Below are 23551 nucleotides of genomic sequence, written 5' to 3' on the forward strand. Positions count from 1 at the left end.
AAGCTCAGCCGAGGACGTCCTGATTGATCACGTTCTGGCGCAGCGGATTGCCGTCCAGCACGCTCAGGATATTGCGCGCGGTCTGCTCGCTCATGCGATCGACAGCCTCTACCGTCACGCCCGCGACATGCGGTGCCATGATCACATTCGGCAGGGCGTGCAGGGGCTGGCCGACCGGCGGAGGCTCGACCTCGAACACGTCGAGGCCGGCGCCGGCGAGCTTGCCCGACACCAGCGCGTCGTGCAGCGCCTTCTCGTCCACGATGCCGCCGCGGGCGGTGTTGATGAGATAGGCGGTCGGCTTCATCAGCCTGATCCGTGCGGCGTTGAACAGGCCGACTGTCTCGGGCGACTTCGGGCAATGGATCGTGACGAAATCCGCCCGCGGCAGCGCTGCTTCGAGGCTCGGCACCGCCTCACAGCCGGCCGCGGTGATCTCGCCGGCCGCCTTGTAGGGATCGTAGACCAGCACGTTCATTTCCATCGCAAGGCAGCGCTTGGCGGTGCGGGTGCCGATGCGGCCGAAGCCGACGATCAGGACCGTCTTGCCGTAGAGGTCGAACGGCAGCACGCCGAGCCGGCTCGCCCAGGTGCCTTCCTTGACCATCGCGTGCATTTCCTGCGCGCGCTTGGCCAGCGTCAGCATCATGAACAGGGCCTGCTCTGCCACCGACGGCGAGTTCGCGGTGCCTGCGACCATCAGCGGCACCTTGCGGCGCGACAGCGCCGGCACGTCGACCGCGTCATAACCGACGCCGATCCGGGTCACCACCAGCATGCCCTTGGATGCCTCCAGCTCCGCCTCGCCGAAGCGGGTCGCGCCGAGCGCCACGCCATGGACCGGCGCATGCTGCTCCAGCATCGCCTGGAAGTCCTTGGCCGAGATCAGGTTGGGAAATTCGACGAGTTCTACATCATCCCGTTCATTGAGGAGGGCCCGTGCCCCCGGAGACAGAGTCTGGGTGATGAAAATCTTCTTCTTGTTGGTAGCCATTTCCTGCCCTTGAGGTTTCTTGTGCGCCGTCAAAGCACGGCGCCGGTCACCTCGTTTAGCAAATGCATATTGTTGAGGTCCACAGCCAATCGGAGCGGGCTGCCATCCCGCGCGCCGGCATTGGGATTGACCCGGCCGCAGAGCTGGGAGCCCTCGAGCGTGAAGTAGACCAGCGTCTCCATGCCCATCGGCTCCGTGACGTCAAGCATCGCATCGAAGGGCTCGATACCGGGCTCGGCGTGCGGCCGCGCCTCCATGACATGCTCGGGCCGCAGACCCAGCAGCAGCTTGTCGGTGCGGGAAAGGCCCTGGTAGCGGGCGGCGCGCGCCGGCGGCAGCGGGAAGGAGAGCCGATCGGTCAGCCGCACGTTGAGCTTGCCGCCGACGTCCTCGAGCCGACACGGCACGAAATTCATCGCGGGCGAGCCGATGAAGCTTGCGACGAACCGGGTCGCCGGCTTGTGATAGAGCTCGTTGGGCGTGCCGATCTGCTCGATCTTGCCGTGGTTCATCACCACCACGCGGTCGGCCAGCGTCATCGCCTCGACCTGGTCATGAGTGACGTAGACGGTCGTGGTGCGGACCTTCTGGTGCACCTTCTTGATCTCGATCCGCATCTGCACGCGCAGCTTGGCATCGAGATTGGACAGCGGCTCGTCGAACAGGAACACCTTCGGGTTGCGGACGATCGCGCGTCCCATCGCGACGCGCTGGCGCTGGCCGCCGGAGAGCTGCTTCGGCTTGCGGTCGATCAGGTCGGTGATGTCGAGCATGCGGGCGGCTTCCGTCACCCGGCTCTTGATCTCGGCCTTGGGGTAGTGCTTGAGCCGCAGCCCGAACGACATGTTCTCGGCGACGGTCATGTGTGGATACAGCGCATAGTTCTGGAACACCATTGCGATGTCACGGTCCTTCGGCGGCACGTCGTTGACGACATCGCCGCCGATCATGATATCGCCGTCGGAAATGTCCTCGAGGCCGGCGATCATCCGCAGCGTCGTCGACTTGCCGCAGCCGCTCGGCCCGACCAGCACCACGAACTCATGGTCGGCGATATCGAGGTCAATGCCGCGCACCGCCTCGACCTCGTCGTAACGCTTCACCACCTTGCGCAAACTCACGTCGGCCATGAATCCTACCTTTGTCGCGTTCAACCCTTTGTCGCACCGGCGGTCAGGCCGGCAATGTAGTAGTCCATCAGGAAGGCGTAGATGATCAGCGGCGGCGCGGCGCCGAGCAGGGCGCCGGTCATGATCTGCCCCCAGTTGAAGACGTCGCCCTTGATCAGGGTCGTGATGATTCCGACCGGGAGCACAAGCTGATCGGTGGAGGTGGTGAACACCAGGGGATAGAGGAACTGGGCCCAGGAGACGGTGAAGGCAAAGATCGTTGCCGCGATCAGGCCGGGCAGGGCGACCGGGATGAAGATCCGGGTCAGCGTCTGGAACCAGCTCGCGCCGTCGATGATCGCAGCTTCGTCGAGCTCCTTCGGGATCGAGGCGAAATAGCCGATCATGATCCAGGTGCAGAACGGCACCGTCAGCGTTGGGTAGATGAACAGCAGCACATACCAGCGGTTTATGAGCTGAATGCCGGTCCAGTCGCCGATAACCGCGAACATCTTGAACAGCGGGATGAACAGCAGGCTGTCCGGAATGAGGTACGTCAGGAACACCCCGGTTGCGAGCGTCGCCGAGCCCCAGAACTTCATCCGCGCCAGCGCAAAGGCCGCCGGCACGCTGATCAGCATCGTGATGGTAACCACGATGATCGAGACCCAGGCCGAATTCCAGAAGAAGCGCAGGAACTGGTTCGAGGTCAGGAGCTGAATGTAGTTCTCGAGTGTCGGGTGGTAGACCCACCACGGATTGGTCGCTGCCGAGATCTCCGCGCTGCCTTTCAGGGAGGTGATCAGCATGTAGAGCGGCGGCACCAGCGAGAAGATCGCAAACAGCGTCAGGAAGAAATAGGACCAGCGTAGCGCCCAGGTCCGGTCGCGACTCATGCTGCCGTATTTGACCTTGCGGGTCGGTCCCGACTTGTCGATCGTCACCGTGCTCATCAGGATTCATTCCCGCGTTTGGTGATGTCGCGCAGGATGAAGATCGCCGCGACCGCGAGGATCGGCACCATGAACAGCGAGACGCTGGCGCCGAGCGGAATGTCACTACCCTCGATGCCGACGCGGAACGCCCAGGTGGCGAAGATGTGGGTGTGGTCGAGCGGCCCGCCCGCGGTCAGGATGCGCACGATGTCGAAATTGGCGAAGGTCACGATCAGCGAGAACAGCGTCGTGATCGCGATGATGTTGCGCATCATCGGCAAGGTCACGTACCAGATCCGCTGCCACCAATTGGCGCCGTCGATCGCGGCCGCCTCATAGAGCTGCTCGGGGACCGATTTCAACGCCGCCAGATACATGATCATGAAGAACGGCGCGCCGTACCAGACGTTGACCAGGATCACCGAGAAGCGCGCCCACATCGCGTCGCCGGTCCACGGGATCGGCCCGAGGCCGAAGAACGCAAGCGTGTAGTTGAAGGCGCTGTAGGAGGGGTCGAACAGCCACAGCCAGGCCAGCGTGCTCATCGCCGGCGGGATCACCCATGGCACCAGCAGCATGCCGCGCCATTTGCGCTGCTTGTTGGCGGGGACGTTGTGCACGAAATGCGCGACGATGAAACCGATCAGCGCTTTGAAGACCACCGCCGAGATCGCAAAGATGCAGGATTGCTTGACCACCAGCCAGAAGGTTTCGCGCTTGAACAGGAACTCGAAATTGCCCAAGCCGACGAACTTCGTCATCGCCTTGTTCAGCGTCGCCAGATGCAGGGAATAGAGGGCCGGATAGATCACGAGCACGGCGATCAGCAGGATCAGCGGCAGCGTCATCAGGAACGCGGACATCGACTTGCGCCGCAGCGCGTTGCGCAGGCCGGCGCGCCTTCGCCCTGTCGGGGCCGCAGCTGTGCGGTTGGATTGGAATGCGACATCAACCATTACGCAGGTTCCTCGCGCGGGTTGGTTGCACGGCTCGCCGGTCCGGCGGTTGGGCTATAAAGACGAGACCTCGCGCGGCCCGCACGGTCGGCGGCCGCGCGCGAACTCGTCCGTTCGTCAGCTTCGCATGAAGCCTTCACACTCGCCTTCGGCCCAGGCGAGCGTCTTTTCCATGTTTTCACCCTGATAGTATCGCAGACACATCTTGGTCAGCGTGGCCTGGAAGTAGATCTGCTGCGCGACCTTGGGCGGCGCGGGTGACGCCGCGATCGACAGCGTCTGATGATGGTAGGGGTTCGGGTAGTGGTAGAGCGTGCCCTTTGGCGGCGCAGCCTCGGCCCAAACCTTCAACGTCGTGAGCTTTTCGTAGGCCGGCAGGTCATATCCGCCGCTCGCGACCACCATCTTTTCGATCGATGCGGGTTGCGACAGGAAGGACAGCAGGCTCTTGGCCGCCTCCTTGTTCTTCGAGAACGACCAGATCGACCAGAAGAACGGCAGATAGGGCGCGAAGCGTCCTTTCGGCCCCGCTGGGAACCCATGGGTCCAGCATTGCTCTGCGACCTGCGGAGCATCGCGCTTGGCGACCGCCCACGCGCTCGGCGGGTTCATGATCATCGCACCCCGGCCCGAGACCAGCCACTTGTTGTTGGAGGCATCGTCCCACGCGGAAACATCGGGCGGCAGGAAGGCGAGCAACTTCTTGTAGAATTCGAGCGACTGGCGCACCGCGTCGGTCTTGACGGTGAGGTTGCCCTTGGCATCGACCAACTGCGCGCCGAACGACTGGAAGATCGCGCCGGCAGTGTCGACACTGTCGCTGGTTTCGCCGAGACCGATGCCGAACGGGAAGCCGGCCTTGTGGCAGGCTTCAGCCGCCTTGAGGAACGTATCGAGGGTCCAGTTGTCCGCTTTCGGGGGGCTTCCGGCCGGATACATTTCCTGCACGTCGATATTGGCATACTTCTTCATGAGGTCGATGCGGGAGCAGGGACCCTTGATCTGGCTGCCGACGCTGGCGGGAACGCCGAGCCATTTGCCGTCGGCCTGGCCGAGATACTTCACGGTACCGTTGACGTCGCCGTTCAGCTTGATGAGCGGGTCCATGATGTCGTTGACCGGCTCGAGCAGCTCGGCATTGGACTGCGGCCACCACGTCGGCATCTGGAAGATATCGTGACCGGATTTCGCCTGCGCCTCGGCGGCGATGGTGACGATGTTCTTGTTGCCCTGGCTGGTGATGTAGTCGATCTCGACCTCGACCTTTTCCTTGGCGCCCCATTCCTTGACGAGTTCGGTGGACGCACTGTTCGCGCCCGGCACCCAATGATCCCAGAAGCCCATCGTGAGCTTTCCGGCTGCGTAGGCGCCACGTACGTAGGGGGCTGTAATGAGCGCCGCCGATGACAGCGCTGTCGCTGCAACGAATTCTCGCCGCGAAAGCTTCTTCCGTGACATGGCATTCCCTCCCTGGTAGCCGACGGACAAAGACTTTTTAAATCCCGTTGTTGTTTTTGTGCGTCGCGTTCGCGCGACGTCGCGGGATTTCGTTCACACTGATCAGAACAGAATTGCCGGCTGCTGTCGAGAAACGAGATGCCTGTGCCAAGTAGTACTAACGTTGTGGTCAAATCGCAGGCAGTGTCATCGGCATCACTGCAGTTGCCCATGGTTTGCCGCGCTTCCGGTGATCATGCTGCGACGCACGCGAAGGTTGGCGCAGCGATGCTCGTAGACGGCGCGCGGTTGAGCCGCGGGTTTCCGGCCAAGCCCTGACCGAGCCGTGTTTCGTCATGTTGACGGCCGGCGCGACCGATAGACTTGCCGAAGCCGGAAACGATAAGCTCCGGATTCGTCAAACCTGCCCGCCGCGTCAGTCCAATCCACTATCGATCACGGAGACCCGATCATGCTCATCCCGGTAGCGAAGCTGCGAGCGCAATGGAGATTGTGCGCCGCGGTTGGGGCCGCCGCCGTCACGCTGCTTGCAGTGCCTCATATGGTCGATGCGCAGATCGTGCAGGGCGTCGAAAACGGCGCGCGTGAAGGTAACAAGGCCGCCGGACCGGTTGGCGGCGTTCTGGGCGGAGCAATCGGCGGCGTCGTCGGGGTGGTGACCGGCGTGACCGGGGTGCTGACCGGTAACAACAACGCCAACCCTAATGCCGGCAACGGCAAGAATGCACAGGCTCCGGCGTCCGGTGACAAGCAGGGCGCCAAGGCCGCCAAATCGGCCAAGACCGCCGCCAAGGACAAGGGTGCGAAGCAAGCGCCGACCGTGCTGACCCAAGCCGGCGCACCGCAGCTCACGGCCGAACAGATCGTCGCGAACAGCGACGCCAACATCGAGCGGATCAAGAAGGAGCTCAACCTGACGCCGGAGCAGGAGAAGAATTGGGCCGGCTTCAACAGTGCGATGCACTATCTCGGGCACAATGGCGCCGACCGCCTCAACCTGCGCATTGCACGGGCGCAACGCGATCCACCTGATGACATCATCGAGCAGATGCGCAACGAGGCCCAGTTCCTCAATGACCGCGCCGTCGATCAGCGCGGCGTCGCCGACGCCGCCGAGCCGCTCTATGCGAGCCTCGACGACAAGCAGAAACAAATCTTCATCAACGAAATGGTCCGCCTCAGCCACGAACGCGGGCTGGACTAGGGTCATTTCCGCCAGCGGAGTCCGACAGCGGAGTGGGGACGAATAGCCGGGCCACCAGGCCCTGGGGTAGGTTAAAGGCGCAGCACCCGGCTATTCTGCCGCAGCGGCGCGGCCTGGCTAATTCGTCATTTAATGTTGAAGAAAAACGGACCGGATCACGCCCGAGTGATGGCCGAGTCAGGGCCTTGTCGGGAACCGTTTTGCCGACTTGAAAATTTGGCCGGCACATGCGCCGGCCAATTGTTGGGCAGCGGAATAATCCGGCGAAGCTGTTCAGCCCTTCGGGAAGTTCAGTTCCACGCCGATGCCGTCGGGATCGTAGAGGAATATCTGGGTGTCGCCGGTGCGCGGCACGATCTGCTCGCGGAAGCTGACGTTCTTCGCCTGCAGGCGTCTGCGCACGGCGTCGACGTCGGTGGCGGCGAAGGCAATATGATCGAGCCCCCGGTGTCCTCATATTTCTTCTCGGTGCCGCGCACCACGATGCCGTCGCGCGGTTTGCGAGTGCCCATTAAATGGACAGTGGCCTGGCCGCCGGAATGGAGCCAGTAGCCGGGAAAATCGAGCGGCGGACGATCGCCATTCTCAAGCCCGAGCACATCGCAATAGAACGCCTTGGTCTTCTCCAGGTCCTGCGGTTCGATCGTGAAATGCTGTAGTCCACCCAGTGGCATGGTTCTTCTCCCTGAGAAATCGGGTTAAACGAAGCTGAGGTCGGCATCGACGCCCAGCATCCAGGCGCCGACGGTCTCGAAATGGCTGAAGCGCCCCTGCAGTTGCTGGGTCACGGTGTGGATGTCGCGGAAGCGCCGCTCCAACGGATGGCCGTCGAAGATCGCGGTGGCGCCGGCCGTGTTGTAGGCGAAGTCGACGGCTTCCCGCGCCTTGTGGATGGCGTGCGTTGCCGCCATCCGGATCGTCATGCGCTGCGCGACCGTAATGCTGTGCCCGGCAACCAGGTCCTGCCAGATATCCGCCATCGACTGCAGCAGGAAGGCGCGGGCGGCGCGCAGATTGACCTCGGCCTGGGCGAGGCCGGATTGCACCACGGCATTGTCGCGCAGCGTCTGCTTCATGCCGCGCGGCACCTTGTTGCGGGCGACGTCGACGAAATTGTCCAGTGCGCTGCGCGCAATGCCGCAGGCGACCCCGGCGAAGCCGACCTGATAGCAGGTGTGGTTGCTCATCCGGTACAGCGGACCATTCTCGCGGCATTCGCGATCGAATTCGCGGGTGATCGAATGGTCCGCGCGGACGAAGACGTCGGCCAGCGCGAACTGGTCGCTGGCGGTGCCGCGCAGCCCGACCGTGTTCCAGATGTCGGTCCATTCGACGTCTTCGGTCCGCACCAGCATGGTGCGCTCGACTTGCTCGCCATTGGCGTCGCGGCGCGGCGAGCCGTCCGCGGCATAGACCGGGCAGTGGGCGCCGAGCCAGGTGGCGTGCCGGCCGCCGGAGGCAAACGACCAGACCCCGGTGACGCGGTAGCCGCCCGCGCACTCGACCGCCTTGACCTTCGGGCCGGGTCCCCAGGCCAGCACGGCGCGCGGGTCGGCAAACATCTCTTGCGCGACCGGCAGGTCGAGATAGGCCGCCGACATGGCACAGCCGCCGGCCTGGCTCAGGCACCACGCCGTCGAGGCATCGGCCTTGGCGATGGTCTCGATGACATGGAAGAAGGTGACGGGATCGGTCTCGATCCCCTCGGTCGAGCGCGGCAACAGCAGGCGGAACAGCCGCGCCTCATGCAGCCGGTCGAGCAGATCGGGCGGCAGGCGGCGGATCGTCTCGATCTCGTCGGAGGCGGCTGCAACCGCGTCCCTGACCGCCTCGGCGCGGGCGATCACGTCGCGATCGCCGGCAAGATCGGCAGAAGGTGCGCTCATGTTGGCTCCCTCAGGCGCGCCGGATCGTTGCGGAGGCCGCGACGTCAGCCGTCGCGTTGAGCTCCTTGTCGATCTGCTCGATCGACTTGCCCCGGGTCTCGAGCCCGAAGAACAGATAAACAGCGCCCGCCATCAGGAACCAGCAGCCGAGATAGACGAAGGCAGCCGGGATCTGGGTGAGCGGCACATCCGGCTTGAGATAGTTGTTCGAACCGACGATCAGGGCAAGCCCGACCGGCCCGATGATCTTGCCGATGCCGCCGAAGCCGTAGGCCGATCCCATCCCCGTGGTGCGCAGATGCGACGGCCAGACCTCCGCGGCATAGGGGCCGACGATCGCAAAGCCGCCGTCGGCGAAGAAGAACGCGGCGCCGAGCAGCAGCCAGAATGCCGACATGCCGAACAGCGTCGCGTCGTAGTGATAGCCGGCAATGATGGTCAGCGCGCCGGCGCCGAAGCCGAGCAGGCCGCCGGCGATGCGCCGTCCCAGCAGTTCCGAGAACCAGGAGAACGAGATGCGTCCGAGGAAGCCGGTGATGCTGAGCAGGATCATCATCTTGGCGGCCTCCTGCGGCGAGACCTTCAGGAGAAGCACGAACAACGCGGGCGCCCACAGCGTGATGCCGTAGACGCCGGTCTGCGCGCCGGCGTTGCCGAGCCAGGAGACGATCAGGCTGCGCGGATATTTGAACAGGTCGAACCAGCTTGTCTTGACGATTGGGCCGGCGTCGGCCGCGCTCGGCAAGGGCAGCTCCGATGGCGGCATCTGCAGCGCCCAGGCCAGCGACTTGCGGGCTTCGTCATAGCGTCCCTGCCGGCACAGCCAGCGCGGCGACTCCGGAACCCAGAGCCGGACCAGCAGTACCATCGCCGATGGCAACACGCCGATCGCAAACAGCAGCCGCCACTGATCGGTACCCATCACGGCTCCAAGCACCGCGCCGAGGCCGACGCCGAGCGGGATCACGCAGGTGACGAGGCCGCCGACCCAGCCGCGCTTGTGCGAAGGCATGAACTCCTGCACCAGCGGTAGGTCGACACAATAGAGCCCGCCGACGCCGGTGCCGACGAAGAAGCGCAGGATCGCCAGATAAACCCAGCCATTGTCGGGCGTGAAATAGAGCAGGCCGGTCGCGATCGAGAAATTCAGCACGGTGCCGATGAAGACGATGCGGCGTCCGACCCGGTCGGCGAGCCAGCCCCACAGATAGGCGCCGAGGATGGCACCGATGCCGGAACTCATCAGCACGGTGGCCGACTGGCCAAAGGTGAGTTTCCAAGGCCCGATCAGGAACGCGAGCACAAAGCCGATCAGAAAGTAGTCGAAGAATTCCAGCGCATCGCCGATGATGGCCGCCGCAAGGATCTTGATCTGGTTGCCGGTCAGAGTCGTCCGGCGATCGAGAATCTCGAACATGGCACGTCTCCCCATGGCGCCTGTTCGTTGTTGTCCAGAGCGTGCGTCGCGCCAGCGCATCGCCCATAGCGTGAGGCTATCCTCACGCTGTCGCGAACGGCAAGCCCGCACCGACGCGGGGCTCATCTGCACGGGCGCGATAAGCAATTCGGCTTACTGCTACGCACAAATCGTGGTGCGAAAGCCAGATGCGGGCCGCGGGGGCCGTTGACTCCTGCAATGCCGATCGCCCACGTTTGCGTGAGGAACGCTTGAGGGGGAAGGCCGGGTGGACGAAAAGCGCAAGCATCCGCGAACCGAGGTCAATGAACCCGGCTATGTCTCGTCGGGCGGTTCGGTCATGCACTGCACGATCGTGAACATGTCGCCGGAGGGGGCCGCCATCGAGGTCGAGAATCCGGCCTTCGTCCCGCACCGATTCCGCCTCGTGATGGCCCGGAACGCCTCGGTTGTCTATGACTGCCAGGTGATCTGGAGCAAGAAGACGCGGATTGGAGTGAGTTTCGTGACCACCGCCTGAGCGCGGCAATCTCGTGTGGACGCCATGACCGATCGAGCCAGCGTGGGGTGGCTTCGTTACTGAAACAGCAGGTGAAACAACTGCGCCGCAGCGATCTGGCGCTATGACGGCATTCTCAACAAGACGATCGGTGATGCCGTGTTCGCGATCTTCAATTTTCCGGTGCGCCGGGACGACCATGCCGTTCAGGCTTTGCTGGCAGCGCGCGATCCAGCGCCGTTTCCAGGAAAGGCACGACGCCCTGGTGCGGACGATCGGCGCCGGCGACGTCGAGCTCGGCATCGGGATCGGGATGGACAACGGTGACACCAATTTCGGAACGTTCGGCCAGACCCATCGCGACCTGACGGCGGTCGGCACGGTGGTCAATCGCGCGCCACGCGCCCAGGCGATGGCAAAATCCGGCGAGATCCGGGTCACGACGGCCGTGCGTGATCGAACCCGCGACATGATCACCGCGTCCGGTTCCGATTATAGGTTGAAGGGCTTCGACCAGCCGGTTACGCGGGGAAAAAAAGACGGCTCCAGCGTGCCATTGCGCGCCGAAGCCGTCGGGATGGTCGTTTGCCGATTACGAACGTCGCCTCAACGCCGGACCGGCGGCTTCGTTCCCGCCCACCTGAATTCCTTTTGAACCGGGTCAGCGCCACATGCCGCGCATCCGGGCGCCAATATCGATCGGCGGCGCACGGCTGGCGGAGGAGGTCTGCGCGGCCGCGGCGCGCGGCCAGCTGGTCCGCTCGAACATCGGCAGCAGCCGCTCCGGGATGAAGCGGGTGCGCGAGGCGTACATGTGGCGGTCGCCCTTGGCGGCCTGGCCGTGGACGAAAAAGCGCTGCGGTACGAGCAGATGCAGATCGTCCTTGGCGCGGGTCATGGCGACATAGAGCAGGCGGCGCTCCTCCTCGAGTTCAGCGGACGTGCCGGCGCCGAGATCGGAGGGCATGCAGCCGTCGACGACGTTGAGCACGTAGACGGATTTCCATTCCTGCCCCTTGGCGGAGTGGATGGTCGACAGGATCAGATAATCCTCGTCGAGCAGCGGCACACCGGCCTGGTCGCTGGTCGCATCGGGCGGATCGAGCGTGAGCTCGGTGAGGAAGCGTTCGCGTGACGGATAGCCGGCGGCGATCTGCTCGAGCTGAATGAGGTCGGCGCGGCGGACTTCGCTGTCCTCGTGGATTCGATCGAGATGCGGCTCGTACCAGAGGCGCGCGCGTTCGATGTCGACGGGCCATTCCGAGTAGCGGAGGTTCTCGATCGCCTCGACGAACAGCCGCCAGTCGGCGCCGGCGCGGGGCGGGGCAGGCAGCGCAACCAGTGCCGCGATCGGATCGGCGGCCTCAGCCATGCGGTCGAGCACGCGCTGCGCCGAGGCCGGCCCGACGCCGGGCAACAGATGCAGGATACGAAAGCCGGCGACCCGGTCGCGCGGATTGGCGGTGAAGCGCAGCAGCGCCAGCATATCCTTGACGTGCGCGGCATCGAGGAATTTGAGGCCGCCGAACTTCACGAAGGGAATGTTGCGGCGGGTCAGCTCGACCTCCAGCGGACCGCTGTGCGAGGAGGTGCGGAACAACACCGCCTGATGCTTCAACAGCGTGCCTTCCTCACGGTTGGCCAGCACCTGCTCGACGATGTAACGGGCCTGATCAGCTTCGTCGCGGATGGTGACGAGCAGCGGCTTGCGGGTCGAGGTCCGGTCGGTCCACAGGTTCTTGGTGAAGCGTTCCTTGGCGAGCGAGATGACGCCATTGGCGGCCGCCAGGATCGGCTGCGTCGAGCGATAGTTGCGGTCGAGCGTGACGATCTCGGCGGCCGGGCTGAACTGCGCCGGGAAGTCGAGGATGTTGCGCACGGTGGCGGCGCGGAACGAGTAGATCGACTGCGCGTCGTCGCCGACGACGGTGAGCCCGCGTCCCGCCGGCTTGAGTGCGAGCAGGATGGAGGACTGCAGGCGGTTGGTGTCCTGATATTCGTCGACCATCACGTGGTCGAAGCGGCCGCCGATCTCCTCGGCCAAGGCCGTATCGGTCACCATCTGCGCCCAGTACAGCAGCAGGTCGTCGTAATCGAGCACGTTCTGCCGCTGCTTGGCTTCGACATAGCCCGCGAACAATTGCTTCAACTCGCTGGCCCAGCCGGAGCACCACGGGAAGAACTGGCCGAGCACAGCCTCGATCGGCATCTCCGCGTTGACGCAGCGCGAGTAGATCGAAAGGCATGTGCCTTTGGTGGGAAACCGGCTTTCGGTGCGGGAGAAACCGAGATCGTGGCGGACCAGGTTCATCAGGTCGGCGGAGTCCTCACGGTCATGGATCGTGAAAGCCGGGTCGAGGGCGATGCGTTCGGCGAATTCCCGGAGCAGCCGCGCGCCGATGCCGTGGAACGTGCCAGCCCAATTCAGCGCATCGGTCATGACGGAGGCGCGATCGCCGAGCACGCGCCGCGCGATGCGTTCGACGCGGCCGGCCATCTCGGCGGCTGCGCGTCGCGAAAAGGTCATCAACAGGATGCGCCGCGGATCAGCGCCCGCGACGATCAGATGAGCGACGCGATGGGCGAGCGTATTGGTCTTGCCGGAGCCTGCGCCCGCGATCACCAGCAACGGGGCGCCGACGATGCCATCCGTGCCGACCCCGTGCTCGACGGCACGGCGCTGCTCGGAATTGAGCGCATCGAGATAGGCTGTGTTGGCAAGATCAGGCACGAATCACCCCCACGAAACGCTAACAGACATTGCGATTCCGTGGAGCCGGCGCACCCGCGTGGGAGCAGAGAAATTAGATTGACATTAACGCACCGCGGAGCACAACCGCGTCATGGGTGACGTTTCCAAATCCGACACGCCGCTGAAGGCGACGTTCAGAGTGCGGCTGAACGGCGAGACGGTGACACTCGCGACCGTCGGTCAGGCCTACCGCTTCATCAGCAATCTCAGCGCCGTCGAATGGATGGAGTTCCGCTCACTGCATGACGACGCGCTGGTCGCGCTGGAACGCGCGGCCGGTAACGCCATGCTGACGGTGCAAGCAACCTCCGCGCTGCGAATGCTGTTCGTCCGCGCCAAATTGCTTTGAAAAGAATGGGCCGCCTTGGCCCTCCGCGGCGGCCCGAGAGTGCGGCCGAAGCGCATTGCGCACCCGGCCGTCGCGTGTACCGCCGTTACCTTGTTTGCGGCCATAACGAACGGGCCTTACGAAAGGCGCGCCGATTCGGCTGTAGCTGCAACACCACAATCAGTGGCCGACGTCGTCGACGAGGCGGTCATACACAAGGGCAGAGCGCAGATTCATCGTTGCGATCTTCAAATAGCCGGGTTCGCGCATGGCGTTGTTGAACATCATGATCGCCGTCTTCCAGTACCCGCGTTCGCGCTGATCCGCGTTCAATGCTGACAGGTAATCCGCCGCGTCGCCAACGGTCGCGAGTGTTCGCCCGTCTTTCAGCATGATCGGGAACGCAAGCGGCGACCGCTTCTCCAGTTCCAGCACGAAGGGCTCCCCCAAAAGGCAAACAGCAATAACAGAACAGACCTAGCTGCGCCGCTATATCAAAGCCTTAAGGGAGTGTCCGGCCTGGTCCGGGTTGGGCGGTTCAGAAGGAATCCGCCAGTGCGATCTCCGCCCTGAGGGCATCGATGCGCCGTTCGGCCTCCTCTGATGTCAGGTCGCGCGCGTACTGGTTCGGCTGATAGGCCTCCTCGGCCAGGGTCCTCAACCGCAGCGCCTGGGCACGCGACATCAGCCCGCCCAGCCGCTCCGCAACCCCGCCAAATCTCACCGCTGCCATGCTCATCGCTCACCTCGCTTGCCTGAACGTGACTTGACAATATGTTCTATTTTTGTTCTAAGAAGCCATGGACAATAAAATTACTGAAATTCGTCGCAAGATCAGCACTTTGCGGGCTGAGATGACACTGGTCGAAGCGTCGATCCGGGATCAGGTCAACCGCGATCTGGATTGCAGCGAAGCGTCATACCGGCTGATGGCGATGCGCGCCGAAGTGACCGAGCTCATCAGCCGGTGGAAGGCCGCCGGCGGCGGCGAGCGCCTCCCCGCGGTGCGGGAGCGGTTGAGCCGAAGCTTTGCGGATCGCTCCGTTGTGACCGGCAAGCCGGCTCCCGACAAATCGGACAAGGGCAGGCTCAGGCCCAGCAACGCGAGGGTTTGATCGGTCCGCCCGAACAGGACAGCGCGCCACCCACCGGGCTGGAGCCGAAATCTGGTTTCGAGGCGGGAACCCTGACCGCGGGTGGGCATTTCCTTGTGGTGAGAGCCAACGCCATAGCATCGCCCAGCGCCATGATCGCCGATCCGACCGCGCCACCGCGGGCATCGATGAATGACGATCGCAGTCCGTTGCTGACGCTGATCTCCTGCATCAGCTGCATCAGGACGATGCGGCTTGAGAGCAGCTCTCCGGGCAGCGAGGGCAAGGACATCCTTCAATATCGCTGCGAACAATGCAGCCGCATCGAACGGGTGCAATTGGTGCGGCGAACCTGGCCAGCGGACCGTTAGCCCTCCGTTTGAAAATTATGACCGCGCTCTCGCTTTTCTGGGCACATCTTCATTTGCCGGGAGATCGTCCGACACGCTTTCGGAGCGTTGCCCCGTCAGCTTCGAGAGTTCGCGGCTGAGGTCGTGAATGTGGTACGGCTTGCGCAGGACTGGAAAGTCGGACCGCACGTCGCGCGCACTCTCGCTGTAGCCCGTCGTCAGCAGGATCGGCAGCTCGGGCCTCCTGTCCCGGATCGTGCGCGCCAACTTCAGCCCATCCATCTTGCCGGGCATCACGATGTCGCTGAACACCACATCGATCCCGTTGGCGTCGATTTCCGATAAGGCAGCCTCTGCGCTCGAAGCCCAGCGCACAGTGTAGCCGAGCTGTTCGAGCAGGCCGGTGCTCGCATCCGCGACGGCCGGATTGTCCTCGATCAACAGGACCGTCGCTGAGCCGCGGACGCTGTGGCCCGCGGTCGTACCCGTTGCGGCCGCGGTCCCGCGCGGGAGGTAGATGCTGACCGTGGTGCCCTTGCCAAGCGTGCTTGCAATCTCGATCCGGCCGTCGGCCTGGTGCGCGAAGCCGTGGACCTGGGACAGTCCGAGGCCGGTCCCTTTGCCGATCGGCTTGGTGGTGAAGAACGGGTCGAAGACCTTGCTCAGCACATCCTGGGGGATGCCTTCGCCGGTATCGGCCACGCCGACGGCCACCTCGGTGGTTGCGGGTACGTTTCGGGCCGAGACCGTCAGTGTACCGCCACTAGCCATCGCGTCCCGCGCATTGACGACAAGGTTGATCAGCGCGGTCTCAAACTCGTTGGGGTCAACGAAGACCGGCCAGAGATCCGGCTCGATCTCCATGTTCAGCTTGATCGCGCCGCCGAGCGCGCTGCTCAGCACCTCGCGCACCGCGGTGATCCTGTCGGCGACATGGATGGTCTGCGGGTTGACGCTCTGGCGGCGCGCGAAGGTGAGCAGTTGGCTGGTCAGGGATGCGGCGCGCTCGGATGCGGTTTCGATCGCGCTCAGGGCAAGCTGGCCACGCTCGCTCGTCACCTCGCGCTTGATCCGGTGCAGATTGCCCGAAATGATCATCAGCAGGTTGTTGAAGTCGTGCGCGACGCCGCCGGTCAATTGGCCCAGCGCATCCATCTTCTGCGATTCCGCCAGTTGTCGCTGCACCAGTTCGAGCTTCTGCTGCGCCTCGCGCCGCTCGGAAATGTCCCGCGTGATCTTGGCAAAGCCGACCAGGCTGCCGTCGCTGTCGCGGATCGGGTCGATCACGACGCTGGCCCAGAAGAACGAGCCGTCCTTGCGGACGCGCCAGCCATCCTCCTCGTAGTGCCCGGTCTCTTCCGCGATCTTGAGCGCACGGGCCGGCTTGCCCACGGCCTGGTCGGCCGGCGTGTAAAACCGCGCGAAGCTCTGGCCGATGATTTCGCCGGGCGAATAGCCCTTGATGCGTTCGCCGCCGGCGTTCCAGTTGGCGACGATGCCCTCCGGCGTCAGCATGTACAGCGCGTAGTCGGTGACATTGCTCACCAGCAGGCGGAACTGGCTTTCGCTGGCCGCGAGATCCGCGCGGGCCTGCCGGCGCTCGGTGATGTCGCGGGTGACCATCGCGTAGCCGACGAGCTTGCGCTTCTCGTAGATGGGATCGATGACGATAGAGGCGTAGAATTGCGAACCATCCTTGCGGACGCACCAACCCTCCGCCACGGCATGCTTTTCTTTCCGCGCCATTTGCAACGCTTTCGCGGCAAGTCCGGATGCGCGGTCGTCCGCGGTATACAAGAGTGCGAAGTGCTTGCCGAGGATCGCCTTAGCCGGATAGCCGGTGATGCGCTCGGCGCCCTTGTTCCAGTTGATCACCCGTCCATCGGGGGCGAGCGTGCAAATCCCATAGTCAATCGCCCCTCCAACCAACAGCTGGAAGCTGCGCTCGCTTTCGAAGATGCCCCGCTTGAGCTGGTCTGATTTCTTAACCATCACCAATCCTGCCAACGCCGGGAACGTTCCGGCGAGGCCAATGTTCCAATGCGGATCAAATGCGCCGATCGGGCCCAAGCAATACGAACGGCTTACGCTACTGCGCAAGAAGTTCCAATGCGCATTGGAACTTTTGGTTCCATTCGCGATTAAGCCCCTCGGTTTGCGTCACAAATCGCGGTTTTGGCGTTTTCCCGCTTGAATAGATTAAGGGCAGTCATTCTTATGGTCACACTGGCTCCTCCGAGTCCCTGGATTCGTAGCCAGCGCGTAGGGGAAATTACATGACCGATCTCGGTTCGCCGCCTCGTCCCCGTGCTGAAACACGCCGCGCCCAATCATCGAACGGAAGCCTCGATTCCTCGCACGACCTGCTGCAATCGCTGCAGGCGATGCGCGGTGGCGACTTCTCGGTTCGGATGCGTGGCGACTATCTCGGTATCGACGGCAAAATCGCGGACGCCTTCAACGAAATCGCCGCCGCCAACGAGCGCATGGCGCAGCAATTGGCGCGCGTCGGACAGGTCGTCGGCCGTGAGGGACAGACCCGCCAGCGCGTCAATTTCGGCCTCGCCAGCGGCGCCTGGGCCGACATGGAGAGCTCGGTCAACACCCTGATCGACGATTTGCTGTGGCCGACTCGCGAGGTCACCCGCGCGGTCGCCGCGGTGGCGCAGGGCGACCTGCTGCAGACCGTGCAACTCGACGTCGAAGGCAGGCCGCTGCGCGGCGAATTCCTGCAGTCGGCGAACATCGTCAACACGATGATCAAGCAGCTCTCGGTGTTCACCTCGGAGGTGACGCGCGTGGCCCGCGAAGTCGGCACCGAGGGCAAGCTCGGCGGCCAGGCCCAGGTGCCGGAAGTGACCGGCGTCTGGAAGGACCTGACCGAGAGCGTCAACTCGATGGCCAACAACCTGACCGGCCAGGTCCGCAACATCGCCGAGGTGACGATCGCGGTCGCCAACGGCGACTTGTCCAAGAAGATCACGGTCGACGTCCGCGGCGAGATCCTGCAGCTGAAGGAGGCCATCAATACGATGGTCGATCAGCTGCGTTCATTCGCCTCGGAAGTGACGCGCGTGGCGCGCGAGGTCGGCACCGATGGCAAACTCGGCGGCCAGGCGATCGTGCCCGGCGTTGCGGGCACCTGGAAGGACCTGACCGACTCGGTGAACGCGATGTGCGGCAACCTGACCGCTCAGGTTCGCAACATCGCCAACGTGACCACGGCGGTGGCGCGCGGTGACCTGTCGCGCAAGATCACGGTCGACGTCAGCGGCGAGATCCTCGAGTTGAAGGACACCATCAACACGATGGTGGACCAGCTCAACTCGTTTGCGTCGGAAGTGACGCGCGTGGCGCGCGAAGTCGGCACCGAAGGCAAGCTCGGCGGCCAGGCCCAGGTGCCCGGCGTCGCCGGCACTTGGAAGGACCTCACCGACAACGTCAACTTCATGGCGTCGAACCTGACCGCCCAGGTCCGCAACATCGCCGACGTCGCGACCGCGATCGCCGGCGGCGACTTGTCGAAGAAGATCACGGTGAACGTGTCGGGCGAGATCCTTCAGCTGAAGGAGACCCTCAACACGATGGTCGACCAGCTCAACGCCTTCGCCTCCGAAGTGACGCGCGTGGCGCGCGAGGTCGGCACCGAAGGCAAGCTCGGCGGCCAGGCCAACGTGCTCGGCGTCGCCGGCACCTGGAAGGACCTCACCGACAACGTCAACTTCATGGCGTCGAACCTGACCGCGCAGGTTCGCAATATCGCCGGCGTCACCACCGCGGTCGCCAATGGCGACCTGTCGAAGAAGATCACGGTCGACGTGCGCGGCGAAATCCTCGAGCTCAAGGACACCATCAACACGATGGTGGACCAGCTCAACGCCTTCGCCGGCGAGGTGACGCGCGTGGCGCGCGAGGTCGGCACCGAGGGCAAGCTCGGCGGCCAGGCCGAGGTGCGCGGCGTCGCAGGCACCTGGAAGGATTTGACCGACAGCGTCAACTCGATGGCCTCGAACCTGACGGCACAGGTCCGCAACATCGCCGAGGTCGCGACCGCGGTGGCGAAGGGCGACCTGTCGAAGAAGATCACAGTGAACGTGTCGGGCGAAATCCTCCAGCTGAAGGAAACGCTCAACACGATGGTCGACCAGCTCAACGCCTTCGCCGGCGAAGTGACGCGCGTGGCGCGCGAGGTCGGCACCGACGGCAAGCTCGGCGGCCAGGCCGAAGTGCCCGGCGTCGCCGGCACCTGGAAAGACTTGACGGACAGCGTCAACTCCATGGCCGGCAACCTGACGGCTCAGGTCCGCAACATCGCCGAGGTCGCGACCGCGATCGCCGGCGGCGACCTGTCGCGCAAGATCACGGTCGACGTGCGCGGCGAGATCCTTCAGCTGAAGGAAACGCTGAACACGATGGTCGACCAGCTCAACCGCTTCGCCGGCGAGGTGACGCGCGTGGCGCGCGAGGTCGGCACCGACGGCAGCCTCGGCGGCCAGGCCAACGTGCCCGGCGTCGCCGGCACCTGGAAGGACCTCACCGACAGCGTCAACTCGATGGCCGGCAACCTCACGGCACAGGTCCGCAACATCGCCGAGGTGACGACGGCCGTGGCGCGCGGCGACCTGTCGCGCAAGATCACGGTCGACGTGAAGGGCGAAATCCTCGAGCTGAAGAACACCATCAACACGATGGTCGATCAGCTCAACGGCTTCGCCGGCGAAGTGACGCGCGTGGCGCGCGAGGTCGGCACCGAAGGCAAGCTCGGCGGTCAGGCCGAAGTGCCCGGCGTCGCCGGCACCTGGAAAGATTTGACCGACAACGTCAACTTCATGGCGTCGAATCTGACCGCGCAGGTCCGCAACATCGCCGAGGTCGCGACCGCGATCGCCGGCGGCGACCTGTCGAAGAAGATTACGGTGGACGTGCGCGGCGAGATCTTGCTGCTCAAGGACACCCTGAACACGATGGTCGAGCAGCTTCGCTCGTTCGCCGCCGAAGTGACCCGCGTGGCGCGCGAGGTCGGCACCGAAGGACGGCTGGGCGGCCAGGCCGTGGTGCCCGGCGTCGGCGGCACCTGGAAGGACCTCACCGACAATGTCAACCTCTTGGCCGCGAACCTGACCACACAGGTCCGCAACATCGCCGAAGTGACGACGGCCGTGGCGCGCGGCGACCTGTCGCGCAAGATCACGGTCGACGTGAAGGGCGAAATCCTCGAGCTGAAGAACACCATCAACACGATGGTGGACCAGCTCAACGCCTTCGCCGGCGAGGTGACGCGCGTGGCGCGCGAAGTTGGCACCGAGGGCAAGCTGGGCGGCCAGGCCGAAGTGCGCGGCGTTGCCGGCACCTGGAAGGATTTGACCGATACCGTCAACGTCATGGCGGCGAACCTGACCGAGCAGGTGCGCGGCATCGTCAAGGTGGTGACCGCGGTCGCCAACGGCGACCTGAAGCAGAACCTGACGGTGAAGTCGAAGGGCGAGGTGGCAGCGCTCGCCGACACCATCAACAACATGACCGAGACGCTTGCGACCTTCGCCGAACAGGTCACCAGCGTGGCGCGCGAAGTCGGCGTCGAGGGCCGGCTCGGCGGTCAGGCCAACGTGCCCGGCACCGAAGGCACCTGGAAGGACTTGACCGGCAACGTCAATCTGCTCGCAGCCAACCTGACCTCCCAGGTGCGCGCGATCGCGGAAGTGGCGACCGCCGTGACCAAGGGCGACCTGACACGCTCGATCCAGGTCGACGTGCGCGGCGAAGTCGCGGAGCTGAAGGACAACATCAACACGATGATCGGCAACCTCCGTCTCACCACGGAGCGCAACACCGAGCAGGACTGGCTGAAGACCAATCTGGCGCGCTTCACCAACATGCTGCAGGGCCAGCGCGATCTTGCGACCGTCGGCCGCCTGCTGCTGACCGAGCTGGCGCCGCTGATCAACGCGCATATGGGCGTGATCTACCAGGTCGACAATCCCGAGAATGCGCAGCTGCGCTTGCTGTCGGCTTATGCCAGCGACAGCAGCAATCCGCATCCGCAGATCGTTCAGTTCGGCGAAGGACTGATCGGCCAGTGCGCACTCGACAAGCGCCAGCGCCTCGTCTCGGACATTCCCGGCGACGCGGTGCCGGTCAATTCGGCGCTGATGCGGATCATGCCGAAGAACCTCGTCGTATTCCCGGTGCTGTTCGAGAACCAGGTCAAGGCGGTGATCGAGCTGTCCTCGATCTCGTCGTTCACGACATCGCAGATCACCTTCCTCGAACAGCTGACCGACAGCATCGGCATCGTGCTCAACAGTATCGAGGCGACGATGCAGACCGAGGCGCTGCTCAAGCAGTCGCAGCAGCTCGCCGGCGAATTGCAGACCCAGCAGAAGGAGCTGCAGCAGACCAACGACCAGCTCGAGCAGAAGGCCCAGCAGCTGGCCGAACGCAATGTCGACGTCGAGCGCAAGAACCAGGAAATCGAGCAGGCCCGCCGCGCGCTGGAGGAGAAGGCGACCGAGCTGTCGCTGACCTCGAAGTACAAGTCCGAATTCCTCGCCAACATGTCGCACGAGCTGCGCACGCCGCTGAACTCGATCCTGATCCTGGGCCAGCAGCTCACCGAGAATCCGGACGGCAATCTGACCGGCAAGCAGGTCGAATTCGCCCGCACCATTCACGGCGCCGGCACCGACCTGCTGAACCTGATCAGCGACATCCTCGATCTGTCCAAGATCGAGTCCGGCACGGTGACGGTCGATGCCGAGGAAATCCTCACCTCGAGCCTGCTCGAGACGGTCGGGCGGCCGTTCCGGCACGAGGCGGAGAACCGGCATCTGTCCTTCAGCATCGATGTCGACGCCAATCTTGCGCGCAGCATGGTGACGGACTCCAAGCGGCTGCAGCAGGTGCTGAAGAATCTGCTGTCCAACGCATTCAAGTTCACCGCGGAGGGCGGTGTCAGCCTGACCGTGTCGGCCGCACTGGGCGGCTGGAGCGCCGAGCATCCGATCCTGAACGCCGCACCAGCCGTGGTCGCATTCGAAGTGTCGGATACCGGCATCGGCATTCCTCAGGACAAGCAGAAGCTGATCTTCGAGGCGTTCCAGCAGGCCGACGCCGGCACCAGCCGCAAATATGGTGGCACGGGCCTTGGCCTTGCCATCAGCCGCGAACTGGCGGGCCTGCTCGGCGGCGAGATCCATCTGCGGAGTGCGCCGAGCAAGGGTTCGACTTTCACGCTCTATTTGCCGCTGAAATATGCCGGACCGTCGGTGGCCTTGCGCCCGCAGGCGCAGGCGCTGGCGATGCCGCACACGGCGGCGCCATCGCTGCAGTCGTCCGGCACACAGGAGCGCGTGATTGAGCAGCTGCCGGACGACCGGCTCGATCTCGAGCCCGGCGATACGATCCTCTTGATCGTCGAGGACGACCCGCATTACGCGCGGGTGCTGATCGATCTGGCGCGCGACAAGGGCTTCAAGGTGCTAGTCGCAAGCCGCGGCGCCGAGGCGCTGGATCTCGCCAAGCAGTTCCAGCCGAGCGCGGTTTCGCTCGACGTCTTCCTGCCCGACATGCTGGGCTGGACGGTGCTGAGCCAGCTCAAGCACAATCCGCTGACTCGTCATATTCCAGTCCAGATCATTACGCTCGACGAGGACCGGCAACATGCGCTGGCGCGCGGCGCCTTCTCCTTCGTCAACAAGCCGACCACGACCGAGGGCGTCAGCGCGGCGCTGTCGCAGATCAAGGAATACGCCAGACCGCGTCGCAAGCGCCTGCTGATCGTGGAGGACAATGCGGCGGAGCAGCTCAGCATTACCGAGTTGCTCGGTCACGAGGATATCGAGATCGTGACCAGCGGAACCGGGGCAGGGGCGCTCTCAACGTTGCGCGAGCATCCATGCGACTGTGTCGTGCTCGATCTGCGCCTGCCCGACATGAGCGGCTTCGAGGTGCTGGATCATATCCGCAAGGACGAGACGCTCTCCAGTATACCCGTTGTCGTGTTTACCGGCCGGGAACTTTCGGCCGAAGAGGACGCGGAACTGCACACGATGGCGCGCAGCATCGTCGTCAAAGGAGTGGAGTCGCCGGAACGCCTGCTCGACGAAACGTCACTGTTCCTGCACCGTGTGATCACGGAATTGCCTGTCGAAAAACAGAGGATGCTGGAGAAGCTAAATAGTTCCGATGAGGATCTTATTGGCAAGACCGCGCTCCTGGTCGACGACGACGCCCGCAACATCTTCGCGCTGTCGAGCGTGCTGGAGCGGCGAGGTATGAAGGTGTTGACTGCGACAACCGGTCACGAGGCGATCTCGCTGGTGGAGTCCAATCCGAAGATCGCGATCGTGCTGATGGACATCATGATGCCGCAGATGGACGGTTACCAGACCATCGGCGCCATCCGGCAAAATCCCGCCTTTGCGCGGCTGCCGATCATCGCGCTGACTGCGAAGGCGATGAAAGGTGACCGGGAGAAATGCCTGGAAGCAGGCGCATCCGATTATCTGGCGAAACCCGTGAACACCGAGCAACTGCTGTTGGCGATCCGCATGTGGCTGCACCGCTGATC

General features: G+C 64.0%; 19 protein-coding genes and 1 pseudogene. 7 read left to right on the plus strand and 13 right to left on the minus strand.

Annotation, left to right across the window (positions count from 1 at the left end; genetic code table 11):
• Positions 1–4: 4 nt before the first annotated feature.
• From HAP47_RS20375 to HAP47_RS20395, 5 genes are all read right to left on the minus strand, one after another.
• The gene (locus HAP47_RS20375; protein ID WP_173643557.1) at positions 5–994 is read right to left on the minus strand and encodes a hydroxyacid dehydrogenase; all 990 of its coding nucleotides are present in this window, start codon (positions 992–994) and stop codon (positions 5–7) included.
• A gap of 29 nt (positions 995–1023) precedes the next feature.
• Positions 1024–2124 carry an ABC transporter ATP-binding protein gene (locus HAP47_RS20380; protein ID WP_173643558.1) on the minus strand — a complete coding sequence of 367 codons (1101 nt, stop codon included), beginning with the start codon at positions 2122–2124 and terminating at the stop codon, positions 1024–1026.
• Between the two features lie 20 nt (positions 2125–2144).
• Positions 2145–3056, minus strand: coding sequence for a carbohydrate ABC transporter permease (locus HAP47_RS20385; RefSeq protein ID WP_092114443.1), 912 nt, complete (start codon positions 3054–3056; stop codon positions 2145–2147).
• Positions 3056–3994 (minus strand): carbohydrate ABC transporter permease, encoded by a 939-nt coding sequence (locus tag HAP47_RS20390; protein WP_173643559.1) that lies wholly within the window; start codon positions 3992–3994, stop codon positions 3056–3058. The genes HAP47_RS20385 and HAP47_RS20390 overlap by 1 nt, the downstream gene beginning before the upstream one ends.
• Before the next feature lie 117 nt (positions 3995–4111).
• On the minus strand, positions 4112–5452 hold the full coding sequence (locus HAP47_RS20395; RefSeq protein WP_173643560.1) for an ABC transporter substrate-binding protein: 1341 nt from the start codon (positions 5450–5452) through the stop codon (positions 4112–4114).
• A 451-nt stretch (positions 5453–5903) separates the two neighbouring features.
• Between HAP47_RS20395 and HAP47_RS20400 the strand changes: the two genes are divergently transcribed.
• The gene (locus HAP47_RS20400; protein WP_371821632.1) at positions 5904–6656 is read left to right on the plus strand and encodes a Spy/CpxP family protein refolding chaperone; all 753 of its coding nucleotides are present in this window, start codon (positions 5904–5906) and stop codon (positions 6654–6656) included.
• A 273-nt stretch (positions 6657–6929) separates the two neighbouring features.
• Here HAP47_RS20400 and HAP47_RS20405 read toward each other — a convergent pair whose 3' ends face one another.
• The 4 genes and pseudogenes from HAP47_RS20405 to HAP47_RS20420 all read right to left on the minus strand — a co-directional run bounded on the left by HAP47_RS20405 (position 6930) and on the right by HAP47_RS20420 (position 9959).
• Positions 6930–7058 carry a hypothetical protein gene (locus HAP47_RS20405; protein WP_231168312.1) on the minus strand — a complete coding sequence of 43 codons (129 nt, stop codon included), beginning with the start codon at positions 7056–7058 and terminating at the stop codon, positions 6930–6932.
• A gap of 164 nt (positions 7059–7222) precedes the next feature.
• A pseudogene (locus tag HAP47_RS41595) lies at positions 7223–7330 on the minus strand (VOC family protein); the annotation flags it as partial.
• A gap of 24 nt (positions 7331–7354) precedes the next feature.
• A complete protein-coding gene (locus tag HAP47_RS20415) occupies positions 7355–8542 on the minus strand; it encodes an acyl-CoA dehydrogenase family protein (RefSeq protein WP_173643562.1) in 1188 nt (395 codons plus the stop codon).
• 10 nt (positions 8543–8552) lie between these two features.
• The gene (locus tag HAP47_RS20420; protein WP_173643563.1) at positions 8553–9959 is read right to left on the minus strand and encodes an MFS transporter; all 1407 of its coding nucleotides are present in this window, start codon (positions 9957–9959) and stop codon (positions 8553–8555) included.
• A 268-nt stretch (positions 9960–10227) separates the two neighbouring features.
• On the opposite strand from HAP47_RS20420, the gene HAP47_RS20425 reads away from it, so the two are divergent.
• The gene (locus HAP47_RS20425; protein ID WP_173643564.1) at positions 10228–10479 is read left to right on the plus strand and encodes a PilZ domain-containing protein; all 252 of its coding nucleotides are present in this window, start codon (positions 10228–10230) and stop codon (positions 10477–10479) included.
• A 178-nt stretch (positions 10480–10657) separates the two neighbouring features.
• Positions 10658–11113: an adenylate/guanylate cyclase domain-containing protein gene (locus HAP47_RS20430; protein ID WP_173643565.1), complete on the plus strand. Its 456-nt coding sequence runs from the start codon at positions 10658–10660 to the stop codon at positions 11111–11113.
• A 6-nt stretch (positions 11114–11119) separates the two neighbouring features.
• Here HAP47_RS20430 and HAP47_RS20435 read toward each other — a convergent pair whose 3' ends face one another.
• Positions 11120–13189, minus strand: a complete 2070-nt coding sequence (locus HAP47_RS20435; RefSeq protein ID WP_173643566.1) for an ATP-dependent helicase — start codon at positions 13187–13189, stop codon at positions 11120–11122.
• Positions 13190–13301: 112 nt separating this feature from the next.
• On the opposite strand from HAP47_RS20435, the gene HAP47_RS20440 reads away from it, so the two are divergent.
• On the plus strand, positions 13302–13559 hold the full coding sequence (locus HAP47_RS20440; protein ID WP_092114453.1) for a hypothetical protein: 258 nt from the start codon (positions 13302–13304) through the stop codon (positions 13557–13559).
• A gap of 159 nt (positions 13560–13718) precedes the next feature.
• Here the strand turns inward: HAP47_RS20440 and HAP47_RS20445 are convergent, their stop codons facing one another.
• Positions 13719–13973: a hypothetical protein gene (locus tag HAP47_RS20445; protein ID WP_173643567.1), complete on the minus strand. Its 255-nt coding sequence runs from the start codon at positions 13971–13973 to the stop codon at positions 13719–13721.
• A gap of 103 nt (positions 13974–14076) precedes the next feature.
• Positions 14077–14277, minus strand: coding sequence for a DUF3072 domain-containing protein (locus HAP47_RS20450; protein WP_229166414.1), 201 nt, complete (start codon positions 14275–14277; stop codon positions 14077–14079).
• A gap of 115 nt (positions 14278–14392) precedes the next feature.
• Here HAP47_RS20450 and HAP47_RS20455 point away from each other — a divergent pair, with 115 nt between their 5' ends.
• The gene (locus HAP47_RS20455) at positions 14393–14653 is read left to right on the plus strand and encodes a hypothetical protein (protein WP_173643568.1); all 261 of its coding nucleotides are present in this window, start codon (positions 14393–14395) and stop codon (positions 14651–14653) included.
• Positions 14650–15003: a hypothetical protein gene (locus HAP47_RS20460; RefSeq protein ID WP_231168314.1), complete on the plus strand. Its 354-nt coding sequence runs from the start codon at positions 14650–14652 to the stop codon at positions 15001–15003. Before HAP47_RS20455 ends, HAP47_RS20460 begins: the two co-directional genes overlap by 4 nt.
• Before the next feature lie 15 nt (positions 15004–15018).
• Here HAP47_RS20460 and HAP47_RS20465 read toward each other — a convergent pair whose 3' ends face one another.
• Positions 15019–16974 carry a hybrid sensor histidine kinase/response regulator gene (locus HAP47_RS20465; protein ID WP_173643569.1) on the minus strand — a complete coding sequence of 652 codons (1956 nt, stop codon included), beginning with the start codon at positions 16972–16974 and terminating at the stop codon, positions 15019–15021.
• Positions 16975–17258: 284 nt separating this feature from the next.
• Between HAP47_RS20465 and HAP47_RS20475 the strand changes: the two genes are divergently transcribed.
• Positions 17259–23549: a HAMP domain-containing protein gene (locus HAP47_RS20475; protein WP_371821633.1), complete on the plus strand. Its 6291-nt coding sequence runs from the start codon at positions 17259–17261 to the stop codon at positions 23547–23549.
• Positions 23550–23551: the final 2 nt, after the last annotated feature.

The organism is Bradyrhizobium sp. 41S5, assembly GCF_011516665.3.
GTDB lineage: Bacteria > Pseudomonadota > Alphaproteobacteria > Rhizobiales > Xanthobacteraceae > Bradyrhizobium > Bradyrhizobium quebecense.

Bases quoted from the DNA above. Each gene is read 5' to 3' on its own strand.
- HAP47_RS20420 (WP_173643563.1), bottom strand. From the start codon at position 9,959: ATGTTCGAGATTCTCGATCGCCGGACGACTCTGACCGGCAACCAGATC.
- HAP47_RS20385 (WP_092114443.1), bottom strand. From the start codon at position 3,056: ATGAGCACGGTGACGATCGACAAGTCGGGACCGACCCGCAAGGTCAAA.
- HAP47_RS20395 (WP_173643560.1), bottom strand. From the start codon at position 5,452: ATGTCACGGAAGAAGCTTTCGCGGCGAGAATTCGTTGCAGCGACAGCG.
- HAP47_RS20465 (WP_173643569.1), bottom strand. From the start codon at position 16,974: ATGGTTAAGAAATCAGACCAGCTCAAGCGGGGCATCTTCGAAAGCGAG.
- HAP47_RS20475 (WP_371821633.1), top strand. From the start codon at position 17,259: ATGACCGATCTCGGTTCGCCGCCTCGTCCCCGTGCTGAAACACGCCGC.
- HAP47_RS20390 (WP_173643559.1), bottom strand. From the start codon at position 3,994: ATGGTTGATGTCGCATTCCAATCCAACCGCACAGCTGCGGCCCCGACA.
- HAP47_RS20415 (WP_173643562.1), bottom strand. From the start codon at position 8,542: ATGAGCGCACCTTCTGCCGATCTTGCCGGCGATCGCGACGTGATCGCC.
- HAP47_RS20455 (WP_173643568.1), top strand. From the start codon at position 14,393: ATGACACTGGTCGAAGCGTCGATCCGGGATCAGGTCAACCGCGATCTG.
- HAP47_RS20375 (WP_173643557.1), bottom strand. From the start codon at position 994: ATGGCTACCAACAAGAAGAAGATTTTCATCACCCAGACTCTGTCTCCG.
- HAP47_RS20400 (WP_371821632.1), top strand. From the start codon at position 5,904: ATGCTCATCCCGGTAGCGAAGCTGCGAGCGCAATGGAGATTGTGCGCC.
- HAP47_RS20450 (WP_229166414.1), bottom strand. From the start codon at position 14,277: ATGAGCATGGCAGCGGTGAGATTTGGCGGGGTTGCGGAGCGGCTGGGC.
- HAP47_RS20440 (WP_092114453.1), top strand. From the start codon at position 13,302: ATGGGTGACGTTTCCAAATCCGACACGCCGCTGAAGGCGACGTTCAGA.
- HAP47_RS20430 (WP_173643565.1), top strand. From the start codon at position 10,658: ATGCCGTTCAGGCTTTGCTGGCAGCGCGCGATCCAGCGCCGTTTCCAG.
- HAP47_RS20380 (WP_173643558.1), bottom strand. From the start codon at position 2,124: ATGGCCGACGTGAGTTTGCGCAAGGTGGTGAAGCGTTACGACGAGGTC.